This window comes from Hoylesella shahii (assembly GCF_937990675.1).
GTDB lineage: Bacteria > Bacteroidota > Bacteroidia > Bacteroidales > Bacteroidaceae > Prevotella > Prevotella shahii.
On sequence record NZ_CALKQY010000055.1, the window covers coordinates 1 to 24,752 of the forward strand.

At 55.2% G+C, this 24,752-nt stretch carries 32 protein-coding genes and 1 pseudogene; 8 read left to right on the forward strand and 25 right to left on the reverse strand.

Translation table 11 applies throughout. From position 1 onward, the window contains the following. The 12 genes and pseudogenes from QME03_RS07915 to QME03_RS07970 all read right to left on the reverse strand — a co-directional run. A pseudogene (locus QME03_RS07915) lies at positions 1-397 on the reverse strand (IS982 family transposase); the annotation flags it as partial. 84 nt (positions 398-481) lie between these two features. Further along, positions 482-802, reverse strand: coding sequence for a hypothetical protein (locus tag QME03_RS07920; protein WP_281724008.1), 321 nt, complete (start codon positions 800-802; stop codon positions 482-484). Between the two features lie 3 nt (positions 803-805). Next, positions 806-1,270 carry a hypothetical protein gene (locus QME03_RS07925; protein ID WP_281724009.1) on the reverse strand — a complete coding sequence of 155 codons (465 nt, stop codon included), beginning with the start codon at positions 1,268-1,270 and terminating at the stop codon, positions 806-808. Between the two features lie 7 nt (positions 1,271-1,277). Then, positions 1,278-2,222, reverse strand: a complete 945-nt coding sequence (locus tag QME03_RS07930) for a hypothetical protein (RefSeq protein ID WP_281724010.1) — start codon at positions 2,220-2,222, stop codon at positions 1,278-1,280. Between the two features lie 31 nt (positions 2,223-2,253). Then, positions 2,254-2,862 (reverse strand): DUF6046 domain-containing protein, encoded by a 609-nt coding sequence (locus tag QME03_RS07935; protein ID WP_281724011.1) that lies wholly within the window; start codon positions 2,860-2,862, stop codon positions 2,254-2,256. Positions 2,863-2,882: 20 nt separating this feature from the next. Continuing rightward, the gene (locus QME03_RS07940; RefSeq protein WP_281724012.1) at positions 2,883-4,652 is read right to left on the reverse strand and encodes a tape measure protein; all 1,770 of its coding nucleotides are present in this window, start codon (positions 4,650-4,652) and stop codon (positions 2,883-2,885) included. Then, positions 4,645-4,806 (reverse strand): hypothetical protein, encoded by a 162-nt coding sequence (locus QME03_RS07945; protein WP_281724013.1) that lies wholly within the window; start codon positions 4,804-4,806, stop codon positions 4,645-4,647. The genes QME03_RS07940 and QME03_RS07945 overlap by 8 nt, the downstream gene beginning before the upstream one ends. 11 nt (positions 4,807-4,817) lie before the next feature. Continuing rightward, on the reverse strand, positions 4,818-5,102 hold the full coding sequence (locus tag QME03_RS07950; protein WP_281724014.1) for a hypothetical protein: 285 nt from the start codon (positions 5,100-5,102) through the stop codon (positions 4,818-4,820). 23 nt (positions 5,103-5,125) lie between these two features. Next, positions 5,126-5,527 carry a hypothetical protein gene (locus QME03_RS07955; protein ID WP_281724015.1) on the reverse strand — a complete coding sequence of 134 codons (402 nt, stop codon included), beginning with the start codon at positions 5,525-5,527 and terminating at the stop codon, positions 5,126-5,128. 54 nt (positions 5,528-5,581) lie between these two features. Then, entirely contained in the window at positions 5,582-6,766 is a 1,185-nt protein-coding gene (locus tag QME03_RS07960) for a DUF2586 domain-containing protein (RefSeq protein WP_281724016.1), read from the reverse strand. Positions 6,767-6,780: 14 nt separating this feature from the next. Next, a complete protein-coding gene (locus tag QME03_RS07965; RefSeq protein WP_281724017.1) occupies positions 6,781-7,692 on the reverse strand; it encodes a hypothetical protein in 912 nt (303 codons plus the stop codon). Between the two features lie 33 nt (positions 7,693-7,725). Further along, positions 7,726-8,838, reverse strand: coding sequence for a head maturation protease, ClpP-related (locus tag QME03_RS07970; RefSeq protein ID WP_281724018.1), 1,113 nt, complete (start codon positions 8,836-8,838; stop codon positions 7,726-7,728). A 167-nt stretch (positions 8,839-9,005) separates the two neighbouring features. On the opposite strand from QME03_RS07970, the gene QME03_RS07975 reads away from it, so the two are divergent. The 7 genes from QME03_RS07975 (at position 9,006) to QME03_RS08005 (ending at position 15,362) form a co-directional block, all read left to right on the forward strand. Continuing rightward, positions 9,006-9,455, forward strand: coding sequence for a YfeC-like transcriptional regulator (locus QME03_RS07975; protein ID WP_281724019.1), 450 nt, complete (start codon positions 9,006-9,008; stop codon positions 9,453-9,455). Further along, positions 9,452-10,993 carry a hypothetical protein gene (locus tag QME03_RS07980; RefSeq protein WP_281724020.1) on the forward strand — a complete coding sequence of 514 codons (1,542 nt, stop codon included), beginning with the start codon at positions 9,452-9,454 and terminating at the stop codon, positions 10,991-10,993. The genes QME03_RS07975 and QME03_RS07980 overlap by 4 nt, the downstream gene beginning before the upstream one ends. Before the next feature lie 5 nt (positions 10,994-10,998). Beyond that, positions 10,999-11,439, forward strand: coding sequence for a phage protein Gp36 family protein (locus tag QME03_RS07985; RefSeq protein ID WP_281724021.1), 441 nt, complete (start codon positions 10,999-11,001; stop codon positions 11,437-11,439). Positions 11,440-11,658: 219 nt separating this feature from the next. Then, the gene (locus QME03_RS07990; RefSeq protein WP_281724044.1) at positions 11,659-12,780 is read left to right on the forward strand and encodes a phage portal protein family protein; all 1,122 of its coding nucleotides are present in this window, start codon (positions 11,659-11,661) and stop codon (positions 12,778-12,780) included. 296 nt (positions 12,781-13,076) lie between these two features. Then, the gene (locus QME03_RS07995) at positions 13,077-14,201 is read left to right on the forward strand and encodes a CdiA C-terminal domain-containing protein (RefSeq protein ID WP_281724022.1); all 1,125 of its coding nucleotides are present in this window, start codon (positions 13,077-13,079) and stop codon (positions 14,199-14,201) included. Between the two features lie 113 nt (positions 14,202-14,314). Beyond that, positions 14,315-14,890: a phage virion morphogenesis family protein gene (locus tag QME03_RS08000; protein ID WP_281724023.1), complete on the forward strand. Its 576-nt coding sequence runs from the start codon at positions 14,315-14,317 to the stop codon at positions 14,888-14,890. Then, a complete protein-coding gene (locus QME03_RS08005; protein ID WP_281724024.1) occupies positions 14,871-15,362 on the forward strand; it encodes a hypothetical protein in 492 nt (163 codons plus the stop codon). The genes QME03_RS08000 and QME03_RS08005 overlap by 20 nt, the downstream gene beginning before the upstream one ends. A 405-nt stretch (positions 15,363-15,767) precedes the next feature. Here QME03_RS08005 and QME03_RS08010 read toward each other — a convergent pair whose 3' ends face one another. From QME03_RS08010 to QME03_RS08065, 12 genes are all read right to left on the reverse strand, one after another. After that, on the reverse strand, positions 15,768-16,415 hold the full coding sequence (locus QME03_RS08010; RefSeq protein WP_281724025.1) for a DUF3164 family protein: 648 nt from the start codon (positions 16,413-16,415) through the stop codon (positions 15,768-15,770). Then, positions 16,396-16,875 (reverse strand): hypothetical protein, encoded by a 480-nt coding sequence (locus tag QME03_RS08015; protein ID WP_281724026.1) that lies wholly within the window; start codon positions 16,873-16,875, stop codon positions 16,396-16,398. Before QME03_RS08015 ends, QME03_RS08010 begins: the two co-directional genes overlap by 20 nt. A 38-nt stretch (positions 16,876-16,913) precedes the next feature. Then, on the reverse strand, positions 16,914-17,138 hold the full coding sequence (locus QME03_RS08020; protein WP_281724027.1) for a hypothetical protein: 225 nt from the start codon (positions 17,136-17,138) through the stop codon (positions 16,914-16,916). A 51-nt stretch (positions 17,139-17,189) separates the two neighbouring features. Further along, on the reverse strand, positions 17,190-17,507 hold the full coding sequence (locus QME03_RS08025) for a hypothetical protein (RefSeq protein WP_281724028.1): 318 nt from the start codon (positions 17,505-17,507) through the stop codon (positions 17,190-17,192). Continuing rightward, entirely contained in the window at positions 17,488-17,955 is a 468-nt protein-coding gene (locus QME03_RS08030; RefSeq protein WP_281724029.1) for an RpiR family transcriptional regulator, read from the reverse strand. The genes QME03_RS08025 and QME03_RS08030 overlap by 20 nt, the downstream gene beginning before the upstream one ends. Continuing rightward, positions 17,906-18,121, reverse strand: a complete 216-nt coding sequence (locus QME03_RS08035; protein ID WP_281724045.1) for a hypothetical protein — start codon at positions 18,119-18,121, stop codon at positions 17,906-17,908. Before QME03_RS08035 ends, QME03_RS08030 begins: the two co-directional genes overlap by 50 nt. After that, positions 18,102-18,410, reverse strand: a complete 309-nt coding sequence (locus QME03_RS08040; protein ID WP_281724030.1) for a DUF4406 domain-containing protein — start codon at positions 18,408-18,410, stop codon at positions 18,102-18,104. The genes QME03_RS08035 and QME03_RS08040 overlap by 20 nt, the downstream gene beginning before the upstream one ends. Before the next feature lie 294 nt (positions 18,411-18,704). Continuing rightward, positions 18,705-18,893, reverse strand: a complete 189-nt coding sequence (locus QME03_RS08045; protein ID WP_281724031.1) for a hypothetical protein — start codon at positions 18,891-18,893, stop codon at positions 18,705-18,707. A gap of 99 nt (positions 18,894-18,992) precedes the next feature. Further along, a complete protein-coding gene (locus QME03_RS08050; RefSeq protein ID WP_273264016.1) occupies positions 18,993-19,679 on the reverse strand; it encodes an ATP-binding protein in 687 nt (228 codons plus the stop codon). An 18-nt stretch (positions 19,680-19,697) separates the two neighbouring features. Then, a complete protein-coding gene (locus QME03_RS08055; RefSeq protein ID WP_281724032.1) occupies positions 19,698-20,576 on the reverse strand; it encodes an AAA family ATPase in 879 nt (292 codons plus the stop codon). 19 nt (positions 20,577-20,595) lie between these two features. Beyond that, positions 20,596-22,674 (reverse strand): kinase, encoded by a 2,079-nt coding sequence (locus QME03_RS08060; RefSeq protein ID WP_410521764.1) that lies wholly within the window; start codon positions 22,672-22,674, stop codon positions 20,596-20,598. A gap of 38 nt (positions 22,675-22,712) precedes the next feature. Then, the gene (locus QME03_RS08065; protein ID WP_281724034.1) at positions 22,713-23,006 is read right to left on the reverse strand and encodes a hypothetical protein; all 294 of its coding nucleotides are present in this window, start codon (positions 23,004-23,006) and stop codon (positions 22,713-22,715) included. Between the two features lie 234 nt (positions 23,007-23,240). Here QME03_RS08065 and QME03_RS08070 point away from each other — a divergent pair, with 234 nt between their 5' ends. Next, positions 23,241-23,915: a S24 family peptidase gene (locus tag QME03_RS08070; protein WP_281724035.1), complete on the forward strand. Its 675-nt coding sequence runs from the start codon at positions 23,241-23,243 to the stop codon at positions 23,913-23,915. A 136-nt stretch (positions 23,916-24,051) separates the two neighbouring features. Here the strand turns inward: QME03_RS08070 and QME03_RS08075 are convergent, their stop codons facing one another. After that, positions 24,052-24,594 (reverse strand): hypothetical protein, encoded by a 543-nt coding sequence (locus tag QME03_RS08075; RefSeq protein WP_281724036.1) that lies wholly within the window; start codon positions 24,592-24,594, stop codon positions 24,052-24,054. Between the last annotated feature and the right edge of the window lie 158 nt (positions 24,595-24,752).

The following is a 24,752-nucleotide window of genomic DNA, read 5'->3' on the forward strand; positions in this document are numbered from 1 at the left end:
TGTTGTGGCATACGGGAATCATCGTGCTGTCCACGAAACTAATGCCCGTGCACTTTCCAAAACCTTGGATGCGCATGAAGGCCATCAGCTCGAAGAACACGCGAGGCATGAGTTCCACGAAACGCGTGTAGGACACGGACTTAGGGAAGTAGCTTGCCAAATGCTCCTTGATGAAGAAGAGATAATAGTGCTTGAAGTTGCGGAAAGAGCCAAAATGATAGCACAACAGGATGGTCATGATTTCGCTCTTGGACATCTGCCCTTTGCGGTTTCGCATGCGCTTATTTCCCTCGTCTATGGGGGCAATATGTAGGTTTTTAGTTAACTCGGCATCTAAATTCTTGCAGAACTCATCCAATACACAGAATATTTCAGTAACTTTGTCAGTGGTAATCATCGCTATATATGTTTGTAATTAATTGATTATCAACTATAAAGTTACAAAACAATAGCGAGATTACCAACTTTTTAGGGCACTTTTTTATCCCGAACTGGCGTAATAATGTGCGTCTATTTCGATACCTTTCGGCGTAATTCTAATGTTGTTCACCCGTTGGCGGTCCATCTCCAACTGTTCGCGTATCAGGGTGCGCCAATATAGCGGGTCGTGGTCCATCAGCATGTCGGCGATGCCGCAGCCCACCGAGGGGCGTTCCTTCAGTTCGCCCTTGTTCAGGGCGAGGATGAGTGCCTGGTTCTGCCGCAGCGTGTCGCCCACTTGCAACCCAGAGTTGATCTTACCTTGCTCGTCTCGCCTAACGCGGATAGCGGGGGCGAAGTCCGTCAGCTGTATGCCGTTCATTGCCTAATGTTTTATCGTCGTATCTTCGTAATCTCCCCGTTTCAACTGCTGTGCAGTCTTGAGGGGCGGACCAGTCGGCCCGTGAAAGCCTTGGTGGGTGTGGGCGTTGAATGCCTGCACCATTTCGTTAATCTTTTGCGTTAGTTGCTCAATGTTGATAAGGCCGCCCAGCTTGCCGCCGTTTATCGTTATGCTTTCCGCGTGGTCGATGGCCAGGACAACGAGCTGTGTCAAGTCGCCCGACAGGCTGCCCACAATCACCGCCGTGCCCGCCTTGGGCGTTATCAGCACCTGCGCGTCTGTTGCAGCCTCGGAGGCGCGTAGCCGCACGTCTGGCACGGTGATGCCGCCAATCTCCACTTCGCATGTCGGACCACTAACCCTGCGCACGATGCCCTGCATCAGTGTGAGTTGGGCTTTGCCGGCTGCGGTGCGCACCAGTTGCGCCAGTTCCTTGTAGTTGTCCATATTGCGTTTAGCTTAACCTGAAACCTAATTCAATCTTACGCACCCCACCATTCTCGGAGAATTCCGTGGTGACGGCCCGCACGTAATATGTGCCGTCCTTATGCGGATAGTCGGCGTCGTGCAGCGTGGCCGTATCGCCCGGCACGCATTGCGGCACCAACCAGGTGGTGATGCTGCCGTCGTAACCGTCGAAACTGCGGCGGCGCACTTCGGCCTCGCCCCGTGCCTGCATCGATGCGGTGTCCGAGGCATGGCATTTCACCTCCACCTTCTCGCCACCAGTGCTGCCCACTTCCACTTCCTTCACTTTGCCGTCAGGCATCAGTGCCTTCACCACCACCCGCACCCTCTTGTCTTCGGCGCGCCGATAGGTGAGGTCGGCTTCTTCTACGTTGAGGGCGAAGTCGTATCGGCATTCCTTGCCCGTCACCTCGCCCGGTGGATGCACGTGCAGCGCAGCGTCCTGTAGGTAGATGTCAGCACCGCATTCTTCCTGCACCTTCTTCAACACGTCGTAGCCGGTGGCGGCGTGGATGACGAACTTGGCGTAGGTCCAAGTGTATGAGCAGTTCACCTTGTAATCACGGCCAACGCCCTTGATGATTTGTTCAAGCAGAGTGCTCAACGATACGTTTTTCAGTACGGCATTAGGCAAATCTCGCCTGAATGTGAAGAGGTCGTCTTCGCAATACAGCTTGATGTCACCCCCGTCTGTCGAGATGCGCTGCAGCCATCCGCGGAACTCATCTATCAGTCCCGTTTCCTTATAACCGAACTTCACCAGCACGACATCGCCGCGGCGTATGCGGTTCTCCACGTCGAGTGCCTGGTTGAGTTGCGCCGCAGGGAGCGTTATCTCGCACGTGTCGGCCAGCAGCTCCACGCTCTTGTGCACGCTTACCGCCGCGAGCATGCCCAACTTGTATTGGCCGATGGTGATGTCGTAGGCCATTGTGTACATGTGCGTGTCCTTTCGTTATGAGTTATTCGTTCATGCCTAGCAGCAACTTGTATATGTCGTCGCTATACGCCTTAATGGAGTAGTTCTGGTTGGCTTCGCCTGCCGTAAAGGGCATTTCCCAACTCTCGATGACCAGGCGAGATATGCCGAACACCTCCAATAAGGGAGACAGGGCCGTGACGGAGGCCGCCTCGCAGAAGTTCTTGAGCCGGGCCACGTCGGCCGAAGGGTATCGGCCGTCGGTGCCGATAAGCACGCCCTCGATGGTGATGTCGTAGTCGTCCTGCGCCCACCGCTCCTTGATGCTGCCGCGTATCAGTCCCTTGTTCACCTGCCTGCGCTTGATGATGTGCCTGCCCATGATGCTTACCATCGGCTCGAAAGGCAGCAGCCATTCTTGTGCGCCGGCTTCTTCGAGTTTCAAACTCAACGGCATTGCCATCGGCAACCCCAGGGCGTTGGTGCGCACCAGGTCGGCCAGTTCGGCGTCGCTCATGGCGCGGATGGCGGAGTAGTCGCCCTCGTCAACTTGGCGCACGCCCGCATCGCGGAACAGCCAGTAGGGAGGTATCTTGCCGCCCGTTATTCGGAGTGCCAGATTTTCAAGAGCGAAGCGCGTTACGGTATTCATGAGTTTACGGGTTTACAAGTTTATCCGCGGTCGGTGCTTGTGGCGATGGCCAGCGCGCGGTTCAGACTCCGAATGACAATACGCTCGACTTCCGCCGTGTCGGCCTTGTCGGCCATGTGCACGTGCAGCGTGTCGAAAAACTTCGAGATGTTCATCGTGATGGCCGTTGAGCGGCGGCCGCCAGTGGCAATCTCCTCGGCGGAGCGGCGGCCTTTCTTGCCATTGGTAGCCTTGCCCTTGCCCGCACCGAACACCACCTTCTCCGCGGCCGCGCTGCCTTTGAGCCCTGGCGTCGAGATGGCCGGGCGTTCACCTTTCTTCTTCCCCTCTTTCTGCTTGTCCTTGGCGCGCTCTGCGGCCAGGTTCTTCTGGAACGTGCCGCCGATGCCGCGAACGGTTGCGGCGGTGTTCTTCACCAGCGAGACGGCCGAGTTTACGCCCGAGACGTTTTTCACGCCCTCGGCGAAGTCGGCGGCCGCGCCCTTGAAGTCGCCCGAAAAGAGTTTGGAGAACGCCTTGGAGAGCAGTCCCACGCCGCGGATAAGCTCCTTGATGCGGTCCACCACGTAGGTCTTAATCAGGTCGCCGAACTTTCGCCACACGTCCCACATTGTGATGAGAAATGCTCGGAAACCTGCGAACTTCGTCCAGCAGTAGGCGATGACGGCGATAAGCGCGGCCACACCCACGACGATAAGGCCTATGGGGTTGGCGGTCATCGCCACATTGAGCAGCCACTGCGCGGCCGTCCATATCTTTGTGGCGGCCGTCACCAGCGTGGTTATGGCCTGGTAGGCGGCCAGGGCCATCGTGTAGCTGCGGAAGACGGCCCATACCGTGAGCACCGCACCGCCCAACAACATGAACGCCGTGCGGAAGCGGACAACGAGGCTGATGCCTGAGGATATGGCCGAAAACACGGATTGAAACACGGCAAACATCTTCGGGATGGCCGCCGTTATCTTGTCCACGACCTCGGCGATGGGCGTATTAACGCTCTGCGACAGGTCTATCGCGCCCTGCTGCACGGTGTCCATCAGCGTGCTCCACTTGCCCGCCAGCGTCTGGCTTTGCTTGTCCATCATGCCGTTGAACTTACCGCCCGCACCTGTGGCGTGGGCGATGGCCTGCTCTACGTTGCGGAAGGTAATCTCGCCACGCGACATCTTGTCCTTGAGCTTGTCGACGGCAATGCCGGTCATCTGTGACAGCTCCTGTATGGGGTTAAATCCTGCGTTGATGAACTGCAACAGGTCCTGACCCATCAGGTAGCCAGTAGAAGACACCTGGCCCATCACCAGCGAGAGGGCCGACATCTTATCCTTGTCGCCGCCCGATATGTCGCCCAGCTGGCGCAGCAGCGGCAGCACCTTGCCCGTCTCGACACCGAAGTTGAGCATGGTCTGCGCAGACTTGGTGAGGTCCATCTTGCCGAAGGGCGAATGTGCAGCAAAATCGTTTATCTGCCCAAGCATCTCGGCGGCCTTACGCTCGCTGCCCACCAGCGTGGTGAAGGCCACGTTCACGCTCTCCGCTTGCGCGCCCAGCCGCACCATCGCCCCGATGCCAGCACCAATCATCGTGTATGGGTTCATGAGGAATTGCATGCCTGGAATCGACATGAGCGAACCTTTGAACCCCTCCATCGAGAATGCCTTTCGCAAGCCGCGCCCGACAACCGATGCTTTTCGGTTGATGGCATCCAGCTGCTGTTCGGTCTGCCTGGCCACCGACACGACATTGCCCTTGTCGGCCTTGAGCTTGATGAGGAACTTCAATACATTATCCATCGCCTTTCGCTTTTGCTTCCGCTTTTCTAATCTCGCCTAGGTACTTGTACGTGTGGGCCCACTCCTCGTCCGAAAGCGTATCGGGGTCGAGGTGCAGGTAGTAGCGCATCACGGTGTTGAAGAAGAGGACGTCCACGCCGTCGGATATGTCCACGTCGGCGTCCTCTAAAGCTTTTTTATCTCGGCCTCCTTAACCTCCAACACTTCTTGCATCTTCTGACTTGCTGCGAGGAAGAGATCGTCTCTTGTCTTGATTTCCTCATCGCCCGCCACCCAGAGCTGGTTTAGCATGACTTCGGTCATCTTGATGGGATCTGTCAACACGCTGACGTAGCTCAGGTTCTGGCGTGTGGGGCGGTGCAGTACACAGCTCTTGCCCTCGACGGTTATTTCGAAGAGTTCGCCGTGCTTGGCTTTCCACTCCTCTATCTGTTGTTTCGTATATTTCATAATCTCGGTGTTTGGTTTTACCCCTATTTCTTATCGATGAAGACGAAGGGGATGGTCTTCTCTTGGAACTTGTCCCCCTGCTTCCACTCTGTGTTATCCTCTGTGAACTCCACGCCCACCAGTATGTCGGTGGAGATGGCGTCGCCGCGGGTGGGGTTGCCATACGCCACGACCACATCAAGCTGGGCGGCGAGGATGTCACCCTTGGCGGCTTCGCGCAGGGCGAGATACTCACTCTGTAACAGCGTTATCTCACCGCTATAGTCGTAGTTGCCGCTCTGCACAGCGTGCGGGCGGTTGCCCTTCGCATATAGCAGTTCCTTCTCTTTCTTGATGTTGTACTTGATGCCGCGGATGCCGGTAACGGGCCGTCCGCCCATCACTACGGAGATGTCCGCCCATTCGTATTCTCTGCTGTTGAACATAGCCTTTTAGTTTGAAGTGTGAGGTGAGTGGGCGCGATGCCCACCCACGAAATGTTACTTACCTGCCGTTTCCACCTGGAATCCAAGCTTCACGTCAACATAGCGTGCGTACCCGAACGGGCGCACCTTCAGCGTGAGTTCCACTTTCGACGTGGCCAGCACGTTCTGCTTGGGGTCGATGTAGGCCTTGCAGCCCGCACCGTCGGCATCTGCGGAGAGTTCGCCCTGCGCCGTCATGGCGCGGTTTACGGCATTCTCCATCATCTGCTGCCAAGCCATAATAATGCCGTGCTGCAACGTGCCGTCCTCGTTCACGGGGAGCTCATCCAACATCAGGTCGAGCAGTGCGGCATAGGCGATGCGGTAGGCCTTGTCGATGGTACGCCGCGCGGTGATGTGGGCGTAGTCGTCGGTGGGAACGCACGCCAGACGGTCGTCGGTGAAAAAGTAGCCGGCCTTGCCCACGTACTTGCGCGGGGTGATGTAGCCCGCATCGTACAGGTCGCTAACGGCCGAGGCGTTCTCCTCCACGGGCTTCTCGCCGATGAACATGGCGATTGGCTTCAACGCGCCATCCTTGACGCGCCCGATGTTGCGCTGCACGGGTACGGAGGCCAGTCGCCCGGCCATTACGCCCACTGCCGCGCCCTCGGATGCCTTCACCGTATCGCCGATAAGCACGCCCACACGGTTGTAAGCTTCGCCGTGCAGGTCTTTCACCGCACCGCCCTTGTAGCCGCGCCCCTCGATGACGATGAAGAGCGGGGCGTAGAGCTGCGTCGTGGCCCATTCGGCCAGCTGCTGCGCCTTGGGCAAGGCGGTGAAGAGGTCATCATCCAGCCCATTGGTGGTAAGGGTCGCCTCACGGCCGTCGCCGGCAACGAAGATGCCGCGCAACGCACCGTTCTGCACAGTGACGAGTTCCTTGACAACGCCCGTTTCCTTGTCGAGCAGCTCGGTGAACGTCTTCGTCTTGTCCACAGGGAAGATGACGAGTTTCGTACCCTCCTCGGTCTCGGTGTAGAACTCCTTCACGTGCTTATGCAGGCGGGGGTTGTTCTCGGCCGTCACGCCCAGCTTCGCCAGGTCGTCGAACGAGCGCAGCGCGTAGGCCTTGTCAAGCTCCATCGTCTTGGCCACGGCGGCCGCCCCGCACACCAGGGCGAACAGGCCGTCGGGGCTCTCACCAACGGTACCCAGCTGACCGTTTAAAAACTGAATCTTAATTCTTGGTAACATACGCCACTCCTTTCTTATTTAGCAGCCTCGGCCAACAGATATACACCCTTCTTGTCGTAACGGCGCACCGAGCCGCCTGTGCGGAGCAAGAACGAATAAATATCACCGTAGTAGAGCGGATTGTTCGTCGAGTCGAACATCTTCACTTCTCCAAGGGCACGGCTTACCGATTTTTCATGCCATGCCAGCGCGGCGGCTAGCTCGCCTGCAACGGCATCCTCACCCCAGGGCAGCAGCATCTTGTCGTTCTTCACACGGAGAACCTTGCTGCGCTTCATGATGTTGAGCCCGTAAAGATTACCCAATACGCCAGTCTGCATGTTTGCAGAATTTTGGAACATCCACTTATCGCTCTCAGAGAGGTCGGCCAACAAGTCGGCGTACATGTACGCGTCAAGCAGCAGGTAACGCCCCTCTTCGGGCACGTTGTCTGCGTCCATGCGTGTCATAATCTTCAACAAGTCAGCCTTGGTGATGCACTTACGTTTGCCTGTGGCCGTCTCCGAGGTGTGAGCGTCGCGCTCAGTCGTGCCAGTGGTAAGCAGCACGTTGGATGCAGGCACGCCTTTGCCCCACCGTTCGAGCAGGTTCAGGTGCGCTTCGTCTTGAAGCTGAGCGCGGTCGTTGCTGATTACGGACGTACGTTTGTCGTACGAGAGCTCCACAGTGTCGATGTTCGGAATGTAGATCGGGTCGGTGGTTAGCTCGTCAATATCATATTCCAAGTCGTTGTCGGTGCGCTGGTTCACCGAAGCGGGCTTCACCGTGCGGTTCTTCTGCACCTTCGAGGGCGCGCCTGCATTGGGGATGATTACCTTATGCGCATGGACGAACGTGGAGTCGTCCACCGATTTCGCGGCGAAACTGTTGTCGGGGTAGAAGTTCTCGACAAGTGTAGTTTGCCAGATGCTGATATTCAATGCCATTCTAATGTCGTTTTAATGTTGTTCTAATGATGTTTATTCCTTATAGTCCAGACCGAACTTTTCCAGGTACTTCGCCTTGAACGCGGTGAGGTCCGCATTTCGTAGCTCCGAGAGTTTACCCGCCTTGTCCAGTTCGTCCCAACTCATGTCGGCCAAGGCTGTCGGGATACCTCCATTCTCACGATACACATCGACGATGCGGCGAAAAGGCTGGGCCTTCATGCTGACCAGCAGTTTCTCGGTATTCTCGCGGTCAGTCTTCATCAACGCCATGAAACTGTCCTTCTGCTCGGCGGTGATGCGTCGTTCGGCCACCGCCTTGTCCACGACGGCTGCGATTTCCTTATCCTCAACGTCCTGCAGCTTTTTCTTGTAGCCCTCCACGGCTTGCGCCAGTGCATCGGCCTTGGCGGCCTTGTTCTCCAATTCGCGAACTTTCGCAAGTACGGCATTCTCGTCGGCCAAGTTGGCGAACGAGGGGATGCCACTTTTCAAAGATTCTAATAATGCCATTTCATTCTCATTGTTTTGTGGCTGAACTTGCAGCCGGTTATTGAAATATGCGTACAGGTCGTCTGCCGTCTTGGCTTCCACCTGTTCGCCATCCATATCGTATATCCCGTCGATGAGTTTCATTTCCAAAGCCTCGTTGGCATTCAGCCAATGGTCCTTTTCGTCGAAATACTTCGCGAGTACCTCTTCCTTATCCATCCCGCACCGCCCGGCTATCATCGCCGCAAGGTCGCCTTGAAGAACTTCCATCTGTTCGGCCATGCTTCGAAGGTCGGATGCGTTGCCCCATGCGCCGCCGCTTACCGAATGCAACATCAGCTTGGCATAGGGCGACATGTACAAGGGCTTACCGCAAAGGGCGATAATGCCCGCGATGCTCGCCGCCACACCGTCAATATAGACCGTGATGTCCGCCTTGCTCGTGCGCAATGCATTATATATCGCGATGCCGCTGAATACGTCACCGCCGCGGCTGTTGATGCGCACGTCTATCTTGGAGTACTGTGACTGCAAGGCCATCAGTTCGGCCACCACGCGGCCGCTGTCCACGCGCTGCCCGTCGCCTACGTCACCATATAGCAGTATGGCAACCTCACCTTCACCAGGTATTATATTGAAGAATTTCTTTTGCACCGTATTTGATTTTTCGGCAAAATTAAAGTGAAAAAACGAACCCGAAAAATCGTAAAAATATGGTGTAATACGGAATGTACACCATTGCAATTCAGGCGTATATGATTAATTTGCAATTTCACCATTAGTGAAAAAAGGGGGAAATTTGCATACAAAATAAGAAATGGATGGCAAAGACAAATATCGATAAGAAGAGCATTGCACGATCTCTATTCTTGGACGGTAATTACACCCAGGAGGAGATTGCAGACAAGGTGGGCACCACCCGCCAGACGGTCTGCCGATGGATACGCGAGGGCAACTGGGAGGAAGTGAAGGCATCCGTGGCCATCACCCCCGCACAGATAATCTCACAATGGAACAGGCAGATTATTGAGGTAAACAACGCCATCGCCGCGCGTGACGAGGGACAACGCTACGCCACGCCCGCCGAAGCCGACGCGTTGGCCAAACTAGCAGGAGCTATAAACAAGTTACAGAACGATGTCGGCGTGAGCGACTGCGTGTCCGTGGCCATGCGCTTCCTAACATGGCTGCGCCCGCTGGACGTCGAGGCGGCCAAGCAGTTCAACAACCTCTTTGACGCATTCATTAAAGACCAGACCACACGCGGATGAAAGCAAAACATACGGACAAGCAAGCATTGGAGCTGTGGCGCAGGTTTCATGAAGGGCTGGCCAAGGACGTGCCGGTGGACGATGGCCTGTCACGCCACGAGATAGACCGCCGGCGTAAGGAGTTGGAACGCGACCCCGTGGAGTGGATACGCTATTTTTTCCCAGCCTATGCCAAGTACGAGTTCGCCCCATTCCATATTAAGGCCATACGGCGTATCGTGGGCAACGACGAGTGGTACGAGGTTCTCTCTTGGAGCCGCGAGCTGGCGAAGAGCACCGTGGCGATGTTCGTGCTGATGTACCTAACGCTAACCAAGCGCAAGCGATTCGTGGCATTGGCTGCGGCCACCATCGATGCGGCCACGCGCCTGCTTGCGCCCTATAAGGCCAACTTTGAGAAGAACGCGCGCTTGATTCAGTTTTACGGCAAGCAAGAAACCATAGGCGCATGGACCGACAAGGAGTTCACCTGCGCATGCGGAGCGAAGTTCATCGCCCTAGGTGCAGGGTCGGCCCCGCGTGGTATGCGCAACGAGGCCATCCGCCCAGACGTGCTGTACTTCGACGACTATGACACCGACGAGGATTGCCGAAATCCGGTGACGCTGGACAAGAAGTGGCAATGGGCCGAACAGGCATTGTATCCCACGCGCTCCATATCGGAGCCGACCTTGGTGTTGTGGTGCGGAAACGTCATCGCCAAAGACTGCTGCATAACGCGCGCCGGCGCGCTGGCCAACAGTTGGGATGTGGTGAACATCCGCGACAGGCACGGGCGCAGCACATGGCCGCAGAAGAACACCGAAGAGCAGATAGACTGCATACTCTCGAAGATCTCGGTGCGCGCCCAGCAGGGCGAGTACTTCAACAACCCCGTGGCAGAGGGCAAGATATTCAAGAACCTGCCTTTCGGTAAGGTGCCGCCCTTGAAGAAGTTCCGCTTTTTGATTGGCTACGGAGACCCCGCCTATTCCGACAGCAAGAAGAAGGGCAGCTCCACCAAGGCTCTGTGGCTGGTGGGTAAGTACAAGGGGGTGTATTACGTGATAAAAGGTTTCCTGGCACGTGAGACCAACGCCGAGTTCATAGGCTGGTACTTTGAGTTGGACAAATATGTGGCGGGCCGAGCCAACGTGTATTGGTACATTGAAAACAATAAGCTGCAAGACCCTTTTTATCAACAGGTGTTCAAGCCATTGCTGCGCGACGAGTGCGCAGCGCGCAATACGCAACTCTTCATTCGTGAGGATACGCGAAAGAAGACCGACAAGGCCACGCGCATCGAGGCCAACCTGGAACCGCTCGACCGGCTTAGCACGTGGGTGTTCAACGAGGAAGAAAAGGACAACCCCCACATGCAGGAGCTGATGAACCAGTTCAAGCTCTTCGAACTCACCCTGCCTTACCCCGCAGACGGCCCAGATGCCGTGGAGGGGGCCGTTACGATGGTAGACCGCAAGACGGGCGAATTGGAACCCACCTACACCATCGCCCTTAACGACGAGGACATAAACAAGGACAACCCATTTATTATATAGACGACATGAGCAACTTTATAGAGATTACCGACTATGACGCGAGCATCCACCGCGAGATTCTCGACAGCCTGCTGCGGCAGGGCACGGCCGACTACGACCCGCAGATTGTGGAGATATGCGAGGACCGCGCCGTCATGGAGATGCGGTCGTACTTGAATAAGAAGTACGACTGCGACAAGATTTTCTCCGCGAGCGGCACCGACCGCCACGCCCTGGTGCTGATGTTCGCCCTGGACATCGCCATCTACCACATCTTCTGCCAGCACAACCCCTATAAGATATCCAAGAGTAGGGAAGACCGCTACAACCGGGCGGTGGAGTGGCTCAAGGGCGTGATGCGTGGCGACGTAACCATCGACGGTGCGCCGCTGTTGCCGGCGGAAGAGGTAGAGGACAAAAGTCGATGGCAGATAAAGGCGGATGAGGTGCGCCCAACGCTCTTATAAGTGAAAAAACAAAAAATGGTAAAGATGAAAAACCTGAAACAAAGGCGCGCACAAGGCCGCCGAATAACGCAGGGCGGGATGCTCGCCGCCCCGGGAGAACGACAGCCCGACGTGGTACTGCAGATGCCCGAGCTGTTCCACTTCAATTTGCAACACTACATGAATGCCGTCACCTCAGCGCGCGGCATCGATTACAGCAACCGCGTGCGGTTGTATGATATGTATGAGAGCGCGAATTTCGACCTACACCTCACAGGGGTGATGGCCAAGCGGTTGCGTGGCGTGACACAGATACCCATCGAATTTCAGCGCGAAGGCAAGCCCGACGAAGAGATCAATAGGCAACTCCGCTCACCTTGGTTTAAGGAATTGCGCAAGGAACTCATCCTCTCCGAGTTCTGGGGTTTTACCCTGGTGCAATTCCGAAAAGAGGATGACGGAAATATCCATTTCGACTTGATAAACCGTAAGCACTACGATCCCGTTCACGGTCGTGTGCTTCGCTATCAGGGCGACATGGGTGGAGTGCCCATTGAGAACTTTGAAAATACACTCTTCGTTGGGACGGAGCGCGGGCTGGGCATATTCGCCGAAATTCTGCCAGCAGTACTATATAAGAAGGGCAATATGGGCGACTGGGCCCGTTTCTGTAACATCTTCGGCATGCCCATACGCGAGTATACCTACGATGCTGGCGACGAAGAGGCACGCCGCACGCTCATCCGCGAGGCGCGACAACAGGGTACCAATGCCGTTTATATTCACCCAAAGGACAGTGAGCTAAAACTGCTCGAGGCGGCTAACAAGACCGGCAGCAGCGAGCTGTACCGCACCTTTGCCGAATACTGGGATAGCAAGATAAGCATTCGCGTGCTAGGCAACACCCTAACCACCGACGCCAAGAGTACCGGCACGCAAGCACTGGGCACGATACACAAGGAAGAGGAGAACGAGATGAACGCAGACGACCGCGACTTCATCCTCAACATCCTCAATTATCAGATGCGCGACATCTTCGCCCAGCTGGGCTTCAATACCGACGGAGGCGAGTTCGTATATGCCAAAAAGGAGAAGGTGGATACCGCGCAGCAGATTGACATCGTGCAGAAGCTGTCTAACATGGGACTGCCTATCGACGACGACTATTTGTATGAAACTTTCGGTGTTACAAAACCGGAGAACTACAACGAGCTGAAAGCGAAGAAGGAAGAGGAACGTGCGGCTTTGCACCAGCAACTCGCCCAACAGCCCGAACCGGACACAAAGAAAGCCCCACAGAACACCCTGCGCCGTTTTTTCGGCCTAGCCCCGACACCCATCGGGGCGGACAACGACTTCTAATTGACAACCTCTACTATGGTGACGGGCGGTGCGGGTGCCACGCGCATTTCCACAACGCCGATGGTGGCGTGGAGGTTTCGGCCGACCTGCTGGGCGACTTCCTGCACACCATCTATAACGGTTTTGATACCTCCGACGAAATCGAGCCGAAGATGTGGCGTGAGTTGCGCCGTTCCATGAACGAGGCGGCAGCCGAGGGCCTGGCACGCGGCGAATACCAACCGCAACACAACGACCGTTTCCTAGACGCCATGCGCCACGGCAACGAGGTGTTCGCGGCGTTCAAGGTACACGCGATGGGCAAGGCGATGGCCGACAAACTGCGCGATGCGAACGGCAATATAAAACCATTCGAACAATGGTCGAACGACGTTCGGACGATTGCCTCGCACCACACGGGCGCGTGGCTGCGCACCGAATACAACACGGCCGTGTTGCGCGCGCACGCCGCGGCCGACTGGCAGGAGTTCGTTGAGAACCGAGACATCTTCCCCAACCTGCGCTGGATGCCCACCACGTCGCCCGATGCCGAGGCCTCGCACCGCTCATATTGGGAAAAGAAACTCACCCTGCCAATCGAGCATCCCTTTTGGGAGAAACACCACCCGCAAGACCGCTGGAACTGCAAGTGCATGCTCGAAGCCACGGACGACCCCGCCACGCCTGCCGACGTGGTGGAGGACATGCCCGCACAGCAGCCGCAGCGGGGGCTGGACAATAACCCCGGCAAGGACGGCCACCTGATAAACGACACGCACCCGTACTTCCCCAAGAGCTGTGCCCGATGTCCGTATTACAAGCCGCGCGGACTTAAGAACCGCATGCGGGCCATCTTTTCGAACCAGAAGAAAGATTGCTTTAATTGCCCGTACATTGACGCTAAGTTGCCAAGCAAACAATGGGGCGAGCCTAACGCTCAACCGCCTGATGAGGGCTCTTACAAGCGCACGCACCACGGGCAAGTTCTCATAAGCCCTTATCATGGCGAAAACGAGCTTGACGACAACAAGCGACTGGCAGAATTTCTTGCCGACAAGCTGAAGACAAAGGTGTACCTGTTGCCACGGTTGGAGCAAACAACAGAACAGGGAAGAATGTTGCGCAGACAATTGTTGCCACAGGGAGTTAAAGAGGGAAAGAACCCCGACTACCTGATAAACGGACAGCTTTTCGACGGCAAGTCCATGTTCGGCTTAAAAAGGGATGCTAATGCGAAGGAACAGCACAACGCCATCATCAACCACATAAAGAAAGCCAAGAAACAAGCGGACAACATCGTACTGGAAATACCTGGCTTCGTTGATAGGGAGATTATACATAGAACTGTTAATGGCTACCTTTCACAAAGTGGAAAGGAACGTGTAATACTCGTACATTGGAAGAATAAGTTGCTGATGTATGGGGGCAAAACAAAACGTTAGGCTTATTCAGCCTAACGTTATTGGAGGTTCCGGAGACGGCAAGCCGGCTCTCCAGTACCATTGCAAAGATACGAATTTATTCGTTACGAACAAACTTTTTAACAAGAAAAATAATGAACGCCAAGCAAATAGCCGATATCATCGCCCGAGCCCCACAGCGGGTGGAGCAGGCCATGCGCTCAGACATCCCCCGCAAGGCGGCCGTCATCGCCAAGAACCACTTTCGGCAGAACTTTCGCGATGGCGGTTTCACCAACGGCGGGATGCACCCCTGGAAGAAGACAAGGCGACAAGAGGCGGGATCGCCGTACAAGCCGCTGACCTCGGCCACCGACAACCTGATGCGCAGCATAGATGCCGTGGCCATGCCCGGCGCGGTGATGGTTACCAACCCACGGCCCTATGCCGCCATTCACAACGAGGGCGGCAACATCGGCATCACGCCCAAGATGCGCCGCTATGCCTGGCACATGGTGTATTCGCTGGCCAAGGTTAAAAAAGGCGATAAAATGCCGAAAGAGCTGCCGCCAATGGCGCAGGCGTGGCGCGCAATGGCCCTAACGCGCAAGACAGCCATACACATCCCGCGCCGCCAGTTCATCGGCCCGAGCCACGAACTAAACGTTAAGATACGCAAGATGATACTAAACACACTAATAGAAATAGGAAATGGAATCGATTCTCGTTAACATGATAGATCACATAGCACGTGCCCTGCCTTGGGCACGCACCGTGGACGAAGACTACGGACAGTTGGAGGCACTGGACAACGAACAATTGGATATGTATCCACTGACATATCCCGCCGTCCTCATCGACATGCCCGGCACGGAATGGAACGACACAGGCGACATCGCACAGCGCGGAACATGCGAGGTACGCGTTCGCCTCATACTCGACTGCTACGACGACACCCACGCAGGCAGCCATTCGACAGACCGCATCATGCAGCGCGAGGAAAAAAGAAAAGCCCTGCACGCGCTGTTGCAGGGCTATCGGCCATCGGTCGAGGGGGCGTTGATACGCACGCGCTCGCGCTTTTTCACTTTCAACCACGGCATCAAGGTGTACGAGGAGACTTATACATGCGCACTGGCCGAGGCTACTCGGGAAACAAGGACAGTTGGCCGCACGACTCTCTCCGTGCGGTTGAAGACCTGAACCCCTGACGCCGACTCTTCTCCACGCTCTTTCCGTCTACCGTGGCACCCTCCATCAGCATGCGCCGCACGATGCGCAGCGTGGTGGCCTCGGCTAGAAAGAACTCCTCGGTCGAGAGCTTGCGTATGGTGTCGTCAAAGCGAAGCCTTTTAACTTCGCTCCAATAATAGAACCGCTCGAATAGCCTTCGGTCGCGCTCGTTAATCAAGTCCTTGTTTCTCCCTCTCGCCATAATCGTTGTGTGCGTTAACAATAATATGCAAAATTACGGAAAAGTCCCCGCAACGGCAAGCGTTGCGGGGACTTTTTTACATTCAGGGTTTAAATAGTTAAGGAGTAAGGGAGTTAAGCCAATAGCCTTGCGGGCGTGAGCCATCTTTTCACCCTTTCACCCTTTCACCCTTACTACATTCGGCAGAAACTGGGTTCGACTTTGCGCCAAACTCCGACATCGTCGCGCCGGTGGAAGTAGAAGTTCTGCGCGTTGCGCTGAATCACATTGCTTTCCTTGAACAATTGCATAATCTCGGCGTATTCGGCATCGAATCGTGTTTCGAGGTCGTACAGTTTCGATATGCTCTTATAATCGAGATCGCCGCTCTTGTTTCGTTCCAGCAGCGTCATGGCCAGTTGGTACATAGGGTCGTCCGTTCCCTTCTCGGTCTGCTGCACATAGCGTTTGAGGTAGTCCACCAGCCGTTCGGCGGCCATGTCGGCGCGTTCGTCGAAGCCCTTCACATTGTTTGCAGCCACCGTCATGCGGAAGTCTCCCACCGTCATGGTGAAGCCGCCTTGGCTCTCACTGCGCAGCTGACCGTATTCGGCCATCACGTCGCGGAAGGCGCGGCTTTCGTTTTCCAGCCATTCGCGGAACTCGGTAACGGCCGTCACCACATCGTTCAGCCGCGCCTGCACGTCTTGCGCAAACTTCTCGCGCAACTCTTCGTATGCCTGTCGGCGGTTGTTCTTCTCCTCGTTGGCCTCGTTCTGCAGCGTGGCCAGCAATTCCTTCTTCTCCTCGGGCGAAAGGCCCTCAAGCATTTCCTTTTTCATCTTTGTTGTTGTTTTTGTTCATTATAAAATTGTATTTCACTTTCAGTGTTGGTTGTGCCGCATTTGGGCTCTCGTCTTTCAGCCCGCCCTTGCGTTTGATGGCGCGCAGCTTTACGGCCAGGGCTTCGAGTTCGTCGACCGAAATGCGGCAAAAGCGTTTGCCCATGATGCGCGGATGCTGACAGAAGGCGTCCACGCAAGGCCATTGGGTGGTGTCCACGCCAAGCTGTTGCATCAGCTTGAGCACCGAGCTGCGCCGCTCTTTCAGCTCGCGCGACGCTTCGTCATCGTCTACAACGCGTTTCATGTCGCGCAGCATCACGCGGTATTCCTCGGGGTGCATCTGCCCGAGGTGGTCGGTACGGCCTTTGGTATACTGATATACCAGCGTCTGCTTGTCGGCGTAGGGCATTCGGGCCAGCAGCGCGTAGAAGTGGCGGTAATTGAATTCGGGGGGCATATTGCTTGCTTTTAATGTTGTTTGAATGTGTCTACCTCTTAGCCCATATCCCCTCTTCCCTGAAGTCGGCGTAGTTTGCCCTTACCCGTGCCAGGCTTTCGGTAAGGCCGTTGGTCAAGTCGGAAGCTTCCAGAAGGGGCATGCCGTCCATTGAGAGGTAGGTCGTGCCGTTGTGTTCCATCAGCTGCAGGCGACGTCGCGACTCGTTGTCGAGCAGCTTCACACGCCGAGCCTCTATTCTCCTTGCGCGCACCTCGTGCCATACTTGCATGCGCGCCATTATTGTTTCGATTATCTGTTTCATTGTCTTGATTTTAAAATAAACTTAATTGGTCGCCCGGTTGCCGGACAATCTCCAGCCAAAAGTCGGAACTGGTTATGCTATGGAGCGTCTGTGGGTCGATGTCGTTGAACCAGTGCAGCCCATTGTCCAGCATCTTCAGTGGAGAGTGAACCAGGCGCGCCGATATGTGGCAGTGTATTGGTCTGAGAGTTTCGGGTTGTCCCGTTAACCACGACGAGCGTGGACAGTGGCAATCGTCAATTATTCCGACAACCTCGTAGATTCTGTCAACATAGCCCGACTCGTGGCCAACCCAGTGCACCGTGAATTTATCTCCCTTGTGTATCATTCTGTTTCTCTGTTAGATAAAACCTAATTCCCATCTTCTCTGCCCGCTGCTCCAACGTTGCCGAGCGACGCGTGTCGGCGGTTATCGTTGCATCCGACGATGCGCGGGGCACCACATAGCCACGCTTGCGAAGCCTGTTGCGCAGACATATTTTCTCTTTTGGGGCTTTCACCACGCGCAGTGCGGTCTTTTGTTCGAGCCCGAAGGACACCCGCCGACGTTCGGCCATCACCGTGCGCTTGCGTGTCTCTGCACTCCGCTGGTACATTTCGGAGAAAGCTTCCGCCGACAGTCGGTCCTTATTTCCTATGCCAGGCTTAAACTGGTAGGCCTTACCGTATTTCAGCAGATTGGCCTTGCCTGCATTACCCTGTCCACGGTTGGCTCGTACGGCGTGCTTAACGGCATTGGCCTGCATCGTGTGTACGAACTCCGCGCTCTTCTCCAAGCCCATTTCGCGCGCCAGGCGCACGGCAGTTCGCAGCGACACCCCGAGGTGACGAGCCACCTCTTCGTTCTTCGTATGGGCGAAATGCTCTTCCATCCATACCCGCTCCTCGTCCGTGAGCGTCATCTTTCCCCATTTCCCACGTATCATGGCTTGTGCGTTTCAAACATTACCTCTATTCCGCAGCTGCTGGCCACATCCAGTTCCAGCTTCGCGCCTTTGCTTAACTCCCATCCGCGCAACATGTATATGCGGTCGCATTGTAACAACATGCCGATATCCACGCGCATGTGGCGTCGCCAATCTTCGCTCTGGGGCAGTCCGTTGTCGAATGGGTTGATGGGCGTGTAGCCGTCGCCCCTCAACTTGCGGGCGGCCGCCGCGAACGCGGCCTTGCGCTCGTCCAGGTCGTGGTGCGCAATCGCACCGCTGATGTAGATTCTCTTGTTGTTCATAATTCTTGTCGTTTTTAATGTTATTTTGAATTTTCATTTTAAAATACCCCTATTCTCCCGAACCGGGATATTATCGCTACCTTTGTAGCGTACAATCATATAATTAACGTTATGAGCATTAATAATTCCCTTTATGAGCTGCTCGCCACCGAGTATGCCAAAATCAAGTGTCCCGTCTGTGGCAAATCGCCCTGTCTGGAGGTCTCGTCTTATGCCAAGTTCTATACGCATTCATGCGGACACCCGGAGGTGGAACCTCTAATAGAACGGGCCGACCAGAAGTGTGTCGCATCGCTAAACGACGGGAAGCCTCACACCGTGCGCCTTGTCCCACCACCTGAAAAATAGCAGGATGTCGGCACTTATCCTTTCCTCGCCTGGGGGCAACTCAGCGATAACCCGTTCGAGGTATGCTTTCAACTCGGCCGATGTCATTGTCCTGCCGCGCTCCTCGTAAACCATGTTGTTTCGTATCTTTCCCATATTGTAACCGTTTTATTCGAAATCCTTTTTAAAAACATCCCTATTCTCCCGAACCGGGATGTCGCTAAACAAATACATAATAACAAATACCATAATCACTTACCCTTCCGCGAACTTGTCCAGTTCGCTTTCCATGTCCTCGCCCCACACGCGTCTCGCTCCCTCGTCCCAGATGACGTACCGCCCGCCTGGCTTAAATCGGCCTTTGCTTATCGCGACATACCCCTTTACCAGTATCTTCTGCGTGGCATCGTACATCACCGCGTCCGCCGCCTGTCCCTTAGGCTTGTCGCCTGTGGCGTGCGAAACGAATATGATCAGCTTGTCCGCGTGCGCCTCCTTAAACCGCTGGTATTCGGCATAACGCATCCGCGTGTATTGGAAACTGTCTATCACAACGATGTCGGGGCTTTTGGGGCGACTCAGCCGTTCGTGCAAGTCCGCCATGCTCTCGCGGTTCAGCAGCACCACCCTCCGTGCCACGTCCATCATCCCTGCACGGATGAAGGCATTCTTCATCGTCAGGCTGTCACCCTCCTCGAGGCTGTCATAAGCCACGCGGCCGAAACGGGCCAGTTCCTTGCAGAGTTCCAACACGAAACTGGTCTTGCCCGAACCGCTCTTGCCCCATATCAGCCAAACGCCGGTGCGGTCTATCTCGCCAAACGCCTCGTGCCAACGCTCAGACAGCCGGTAGGTGGCTCGTTCCAGCATGTAGACGTCGCTTACCGACAGCGCGCGGTTCAGACGGCGTGTCCCGTCCTTGTTCTTTACGCTCTTAACCATCGTTCAAACGCCGTTTAATCAGCGTTCGAACGCCTCTTGTTCGCGCATCCGGCGCGCACGGTGCACGGCCTTTTTCACCCGTCGCAAGTCGAATCCGCACTCCTCGGTCTCGCGGATTATCTCCGAAATCCTGTCCTTGTCCGTCACGCCGTTCAGCGTGCACACGGCATAGACGTCGTTGGGTCTGGTGGGCTCAAGCTCGAAGAACTTGCGCCCGATGCGGCTGTCTATCTCGTTGTAGCCCTTCTTGTCGTAACGCAGGCCGTTCCGCATGCGCCTCTTGATGTAGGCCGTCGAGAAGAACACGATGCCGCAGCGTTCTTCCAAACGGTTGTACAGGTCGATGAAGTAATGGAATACGCGCTCGTTCAGCTTGTCGGCCTCGTCGAACACCAGCAGCGGGCGTTCCATCTGCACCAGCGCGGACGTAATGGCGTCCAGGCTGTCGCGCAGCGTCTGCCCGTCGGTGCGGATGCCGATGCGCCGGGCGATGTCGCGGATGAAATCTCCGCGGCGCATGTCCTCGGAACAGAGAATGTAGAACACCTCCGAGTGCTCCGCCTCGTATTGCCTAGCGGTCGTGGTCTTGCCGCACCCGGCCTCGCCAACCACCCACGTCACGTTCTTCCAACGCTGCGCGTCTTCCAACGCGAAGCGCATCTCCTGGCTGGCCGTCGTCTCGGCCGTCCGCCATTCCGCCTGCCCCATGTCGCCAACCTGCGCCTGCAAGTTACGCCACATGTCCGCACTGATGTTCTCCCACTTGCCGCCCAATATCGCGCTGAGCGTGGCCGCACTTGTGCCGCGCAGGCTCTGGGCGGCCTTGTTCTGCGAGGGGTATTTCGCCACGTAGCGGCGAAGCGCTTCCCTTATCTCTTCCTTTTGTCTATTCTCCATGATGTCTTATGTTTTTTGTTTATAATTTTCCTGCCGTTTTCTTCAAGTTCGCTTGCGGAATAGCCAGCTCCGCACTGTTTTCCTTCGCGTTGAGCCAGTCGTCCATCGAAATCCTTTTAGTGTGCACGCCCAGCTCGAAGTCGGCCGCGGACATGCCGTACTTTGCCACGCGCCGCTCAACCTGCCGTTCTATCTCCTCGTTGGCGCGTTTGCCCGCGCCCTTTATCTGCGGAGCGTTCAGGCCGTGCTGTTCGGGAGCGGTGCCGTTCTCGTGCTCTATCTCGCGGGCGGCCACCTGCCGGTCTATGCGGTCGCGCAGGTTGGCCTCCTGCTCTTGCCGTATGAATTGGTGGTCGGCCGCGGTCTGGTCTTGCTTGGCGCGCCGTATTACGAAGTAGGGCTCGGCTGTGCGTTCGAAACGCAGGCTGCCGTCGGCCTCTTGCCTGTAAAGCCGCACCGAGGTCATGTCGTAGGGGTCGTAGGCCACTACGAAGCGGCGGTATGTGTTCCGCCTGCGCCAATCGTGGTCGGGCTCTCCGGGCGCGCTGTACACCTCGTAGCTGTACTTCTTTCCCTTCACCGTGATGGTGACGCCCTGGTCGGTGAACGTCACCGCCTTTTCCGTAAACATCCAGAACATGTCCACCATATCGTATGTCGTCACCTCTTGCGTATCCTCGTTCACGCCCGCCTCGTACATGTCGATGCGCCTCTGCCCAGTGGAGGGGTGCAGCCCCTCGTTCCATTCCTTGCGGGCTGCGGCGTAGGCGTCTTTCAGTTCGTCCAGCGTGTACAGCGCATCCTTATTCGCAGCCAAGAACTCCACGTTGGGGCGGCTGCCCCGCTTCACCGTCCCCACGTTCTGGCCCGTGAAACGCCAGTCCTTGTGCAGCACCTGCGCCTGCACGCGGCCGAAAACGCTCTCGATGGTCTTCGACTCGCCGTTGTAGGGCATCGTCGGGCGGTGCATCGTGGCCACTTTGCCCAGAAAACCGCTCGCCGCGTGTTTCTTGTGCCCTCCCTGGTTGTCCGTCACCAGCTCGTAGGGCTTGTGCCTGCTCGTCTGTATCGCCATACGCAGCGCGTGATATTGCGCCAGATAGTCCTCCGTGTCGCTGATGTGGTAGCCCAGCAGCACCTCCGTGGCGGCGTCCATCACCTCGTAAACGCATGTCGTGCGCACCTTGCCGTCCTCGTCGCGGTAGTACAGGTTCAGTTTCGTTCCGTCGCCATACCACAGGCTGTCGCGACGCGTGGGCAAGGCTGTGCGGTGCTTGCGGTTGAACCGCTGGCGGGCCTCTTGCTCGCCGTGCGCCGCGTCGTACCACAGCGGCTGCACCTCGGGCGAGTTGAGCCAGCGTTTAAGCCCGCTCAAGCTGCGGATGGGTTTCCATCCCCTCTCCCCGGCTATCTCGTTGGCGCGCTCCAACAGTTGACTGTCGGTGTACACCGGTACGCGGCTGCGTTTCAGCGCAATGAGCATGCGCCCGAACTCCTCCGTTATCTTCAAGGTGTTCGTGTTGCCCACCTTGCCGCTAACCAACGCGGCGTAGCCCTCTTCCTTAAACGCCTTTATCTTAGCCTTCAACCGCGCTGTGTTGGCTGGTAGGGTATGCCCGTATGTCTCGCGCAGCTTCTCGCAGCTCGCCGCCACCACGTCCCACACGCCGCCCATGCCAATGCCCAGCGAGGCGCGGGCGGCCTTGCATTCGGCCATGCGGCGCAACAGCGTGCGGATGACGCTCGCGTTCACGGTGTATTCTTCAATGAGCTTGCCCGTCAGGTGCTGCCGCGCGCCGTCCTTCTCATAGGTGTAGGCCTCGTAGAACTCGCGCGCCTTGCCGTCAAGGCGCAGCGTCTTCTGAATCTGCGCTTGCTTCATCTTCTCTACCGGGTCGCCGTACTTCTCCACGAACGCGCGTTTGTACTTCTCTGGAATCGACGCCCACGAGTACAAGGCCTCGCAACCCTCGCCACCGCCGCGACGAACGCACTCGATGTTCTTGCGAGTGATGTTTGAGCGCAGCGTATTTCGGCTAATAACCCCCGCTGTGAGGTCGGCGAAACTTACGCATAATATGTTGTTATAGTATTCCATATTGCATTAACGTTGTGGAATGTAAAATCGGGAATGGCTTACAGCCTTGCGGCTAGTTCCTGGCAGCTTTCAAAATCGGATATTGTACTAACGTCCGCCTCTTTCACCAGGTCTCCATACTTGTTCGTTATGGTGACCGTCCCGTTCCTTTTGTCTAGTCGCAACACCGCTCCGTTCCGAAAGTATTGCACCATCAGCCCCTGATGGTCGTGTATCGTCTCTTCGATAGGTAGACGAACTTTCTCCTTTCCGCCAAGTTGCGACAAGGCTACATGGCGTATCTTGCGCGCGGTGTCGGTATCCACCTTAAAGTTCAAGGTGTCAGACACCATGCCTTTGCTGATGTTGAAAATTTTCCTCAGATGAATCTTCCCATCTGGACTTAGCTCGATGTATCTTTCCATTTTTCTTGTTTTATTATGTCCTTCGCGCTTTTTTTTGTAACTTTGGGCGCAAATGAACTGTTCAGATGTTGCAAAGTTATAGATAATTTTCAATATCGCAAAATAAAACGTAGAAAAATGTCAATATCAAATACAACTTTTTCAGAAAGATTACAGATCTTCATGGACAACAAGGGCTTGAACGATAATAAAATGACTGTAAAAGCAGGTCTATCTATTGGACAGCTAGGCAAAGCGAGAAATGGCACAAAAGGCTTGAACTCTGCTTCTATTGAAAAAATTCTATATGCATATCCTGATCTAGATGCAAATTGGCTGCTCACGGGAGAAGGTGAGATGCTGAAATCAGAGAAGAGCAAACAAACCCCAGAAGTACAAGAGATACACCACCCACGCTCTGTGGAGAAGAAAGAGGCCATGCAGGTGGTATATTTATATGATTTCAAGGCCTCGGCAGGCTTGCGATCCTTGTTCGACAACAACCAGCACAGAATAATCGATGACATTCATATCCCCAATCTCCCCAAATGCGATGGGGCCATACACATTGTTGGCGATTCCATGTATCCCTTGCTCAAGTCGGGAGATATAATACTATATAAGCAGATGCCGCTCGATATCGAAAATCTGCTCTACGGCGAGATGTACCTGCTGTCCTATGATATAGACGGCGAGGACTATATCGTAGTGAAATATGTTCGCAAATCAGGGAAGGGAGAACCCTTCATAACCCTTGGTTCAGAAAACCCTGAACATGCGACACGCGACATAGACTTCCGGCGTGTCAATGCCCTGGCACTTGTTAAGGCCTCTGTACGCATTAACAGCATGAAGTAAGGCGTATTATTCGTTTCTATTATTTTTTATTCACTTAATGTTTTTCACAATGGCAAAAGAAGAAAAAGAAAAGGATGACGTGAAATATCCCCGTCCACAAAGAACGAGTGCGGAATACACAAACAGCACAGATTTTTTAGACGGACAATAATTTCACCACGACAGAAAGTAAGGCAACGACAACAATCGTTGCCTTTACCACCCACATAACCTTGCCCACCATTGCAGCCCGTTCTTTAAGCACCTTGGCATTCGTGTCATAACATTCCTGGTTCTCTTCAATGGCGGCAACAAGCAGCATGTGCCTGTATTTCTTGTTTGTATTATAAGCCTTCATTAGGTCCGCAGTTATGCAATTCCTCGGCTCGTTTCCTATATTCTTGAACAAATGCACCTGTATAACGCATGAAAACATCATGGCCGTCGCCACTCCCATACCAGCCCATAGCGTATAACCGATAATGAGCATGGGCAACTCATGGCAGCCAACCAGATATGCCGTCACGCCCGAAAACACGGTCAAAACAAATCCAAACAAGGTATAAGCCCGGTCAGAAGACCTGCGCAACTGTTCAAGAGAACTTTCCGCTAACTTGTCCGAACGCTCTAAAATCAACTTAAGCGTATCGTCATCTAAAAACTCTATCTGCTTGTTGGTAATATTATAATGAGCACACATACACATACTTTTTTAGTCGTTTTACACTGCAAATATACACAAAACCTCTGTAAACAAGGCTTTTACAAGATTTTATTAGCTAAAAACAGCCGCCCAAAAACGGGAATAAGCCCCCCCCTATAACGCATTTTCACCCCAAAAACACGCGTTTTTCTGCA

What these genes read in the sequence shown, in the direction of transcription:
- QME03_RS08070 (WP_281724035.1), top strand. Translation starts at nt 23,241, where the DNA reads ATGGACAACAAGGGCTTGAACGATAATAAAATGACTGTAAAAGCAGGT.
- QME03_RS08060 (WP_410521764.1), bottom strand. Translation starts at nt 22,674, where the DNA reads ATGGAATACTATAACAACATATTATGCGTAAGTTTCGCCGACCTCACA.
- QME03_RS07955 (WP_281724015.1), bottom strand. Translation starts at nt 5,527, where the DNA reads ATGTTCAACAGCAGAGAATACGAATGGGCGGACATCTCCGTAGTGATG.
- QME03_RS08065 (WP_281724034.1), bottom strand. Translation starts at nt 23,006, where the DNA reads ATGGTGTCTGACACCTTGAACTTTAAGGTGGATACCGACACCGCGCGC.
- QME03_RS08000 (WP_281724023.1), top strand. Translation starts at nt 14,315, where the DNA reads ATGAACGCCAAGCAAATAGCCGATATCATCGCCCGAGCCCCACAGCGG.
- QME03_RS07985 (WP_281724021.1), top strand. Translation starts at nt 10,999, where the DNA reads ATGAGCAACTTTATAGAGATTACCGACTATGACGCGAGCATCCACCGC.
- QME03_RS07930 (WP_281724010.1), bottom strand. Translation starts at nt 2,222, where the DNA reads ATGGCCTACGACATCACCATCGGCCAATACAAGTTGGGCATGCTCGCG.
- QME03_RS08005 (WP_281724024.1), top strand. Translation starts at nt 14,871, where the DNA reads ATGGAATCGATTCTCGTTAACATGATAGATCACATAGCACGTGCCCTG.
- QME03_RS07975 (WP_281724019.1), top strand. Translation starts at nt 9,006, where the DNA reads ATGGCAAAGACAAATATCGATAAGAAGAGCATTGCACGATCTCTATTC.
- QME03_RS07990 (WP_281724044.1), top strand. Translation starts at nt 11,659, where the DNA reads ATGTATGAGAGCGCGAATTTCGACCTACACCTCACAGGGGTGATGGCC.
- QME03_RS07960 (WP_281724016.1), bottom strand. Translation starts at nt 6,766, where the DNA reads ATGTTACCAAGAATTAAGATTCAGTTTTTAAACGGTCAGCTGGGTACC.
- QME03_RS08015 (WP_281724026.1), bottom strand. Translation starts at nt 16,875, where the DNA reads ATGCCCCCCGAATTCAATTACCGCCACTTCTACGCGCTGCTGGCCCGA.
- QME03_RS07965 (WP_281724017.1), bottom strand. Translation starts at nt 7,692, where the DNA reads ATGGCATTGAATATCAGCATCTGGCAAACTACACTTGTCGAGAACTTC.
- QME03_RS08025 (WP_281724028.1), bottom strand. Translation starts at nt 17,507, where the DNA reads ATGATACACAAGGGAGATAAATTCACGGTGCACTGGGTTGGCCACGAG.
- QME03_RS07935 (WP_281724011.1), bottom strand. Translation starts at nt 2,862, where the DNA reads ATGAATACCGTAACGCGCTTCGCTCTTGAAAATCTGGCACTCCGAATA.
- QME03_RS07920 (WP_281724008.1), bottom strand. Translation starts at nt 802, where the DNA reads ATGAACGGCATACAGCTGACGGACTTCGCCCCCGCTATCCGCGTTAGG.
- QME03_RS08040 (WP_281724030.1), bottom strand. Translation starts at nt 18,410, where the DNA reads ATGAACAACAAGAGAATCTACATCAGCGGTGCGATTGCGCACCACGAC.
- QME03_RS07980 (WP_281724020.1), top strand. Translation starts at nt 9,452, where the DNA reads ATGAAAGCAAAACATACGGACAAGCAAGCATTGGAGCTGTGGCGCAGG.
- QME03_RS08075 (WP_281724036.1), bottom strand. Translation starts at nt 24,594, where the DNA reads ATGTGTGCTCATTATAATATTACCAACAAGCAGATAGAGTTTTTAGAT.
- QME03_RS08055 (WP_281724032.1), bottom strand. Translation starts at nt 20,576, where the DNA reads ATGGAGAATAGACAAAAGGAAGAGATAAGGGAAGCGCTTCGCCGCTAC.
- QME03_RS08020 (WP_281724027.1), bottom strand. Translation starts at nt 17,138, where the DNA reads ATGGCACGAGGTGCGCGCAAGGAGAATAGAGGCTCGGCGTGTGAAGCT.
- QME03_RS07940 (WP_281724012.1), bottom strand. Translation starts at nt 4,652, where the DNA reads ATGGATAATGTATTGAAGTTCCTCATCAAGCTCAAGGCCGACAAGGGC.
- QME03_RS08010 (WP_281724025.1), bottom strand. Translation starts at nt 16,415, where the DNA reads ATGAAAAAGGAAATGCTTGAGGGCCTTTCGCCCGAGGAGAAGAAGGAA.
- QME03_RS07995 (WP_281724022.1), top strand. Translation starts at nt 13,077, where the DNA reads ATGGGCAAGGCGATGGCCGACAAACTGCGCGATGCGAACGGCAATATA.
- QME03_RS07950 (WP_281724014.1), bottom strand. Translation starts at nt 5,102, where the DNA reads ATGAAATATACGAAACAACAGATAGAGGAGTGGAAAGCCAAGCACGGC.
- QME03_RS08045 (WP_281724031.1), bottom strand. Translation starts at nt 18,893, where the DNA reads ATGGGAAAGATACGAAACAACATGGTTTACGAGGAGCGCGGCAGGACA.
- QME03_RS08050 (WP_273264016.1), bottom strand. Translation starts at nt 19,679, where the DNA reads ATGGTTAAGAGCGTAAAGAACAAGGACGGGACACGCCGTCTGAACCGC.
- QME03_RS07925 (WP_281724009.1), bottom strand. Translation starts at nt 1,270, where the DNA reads ATGGACAACTACAAGGAACTGGCGCAACTGGTGCGCACCGCAGCCGGC.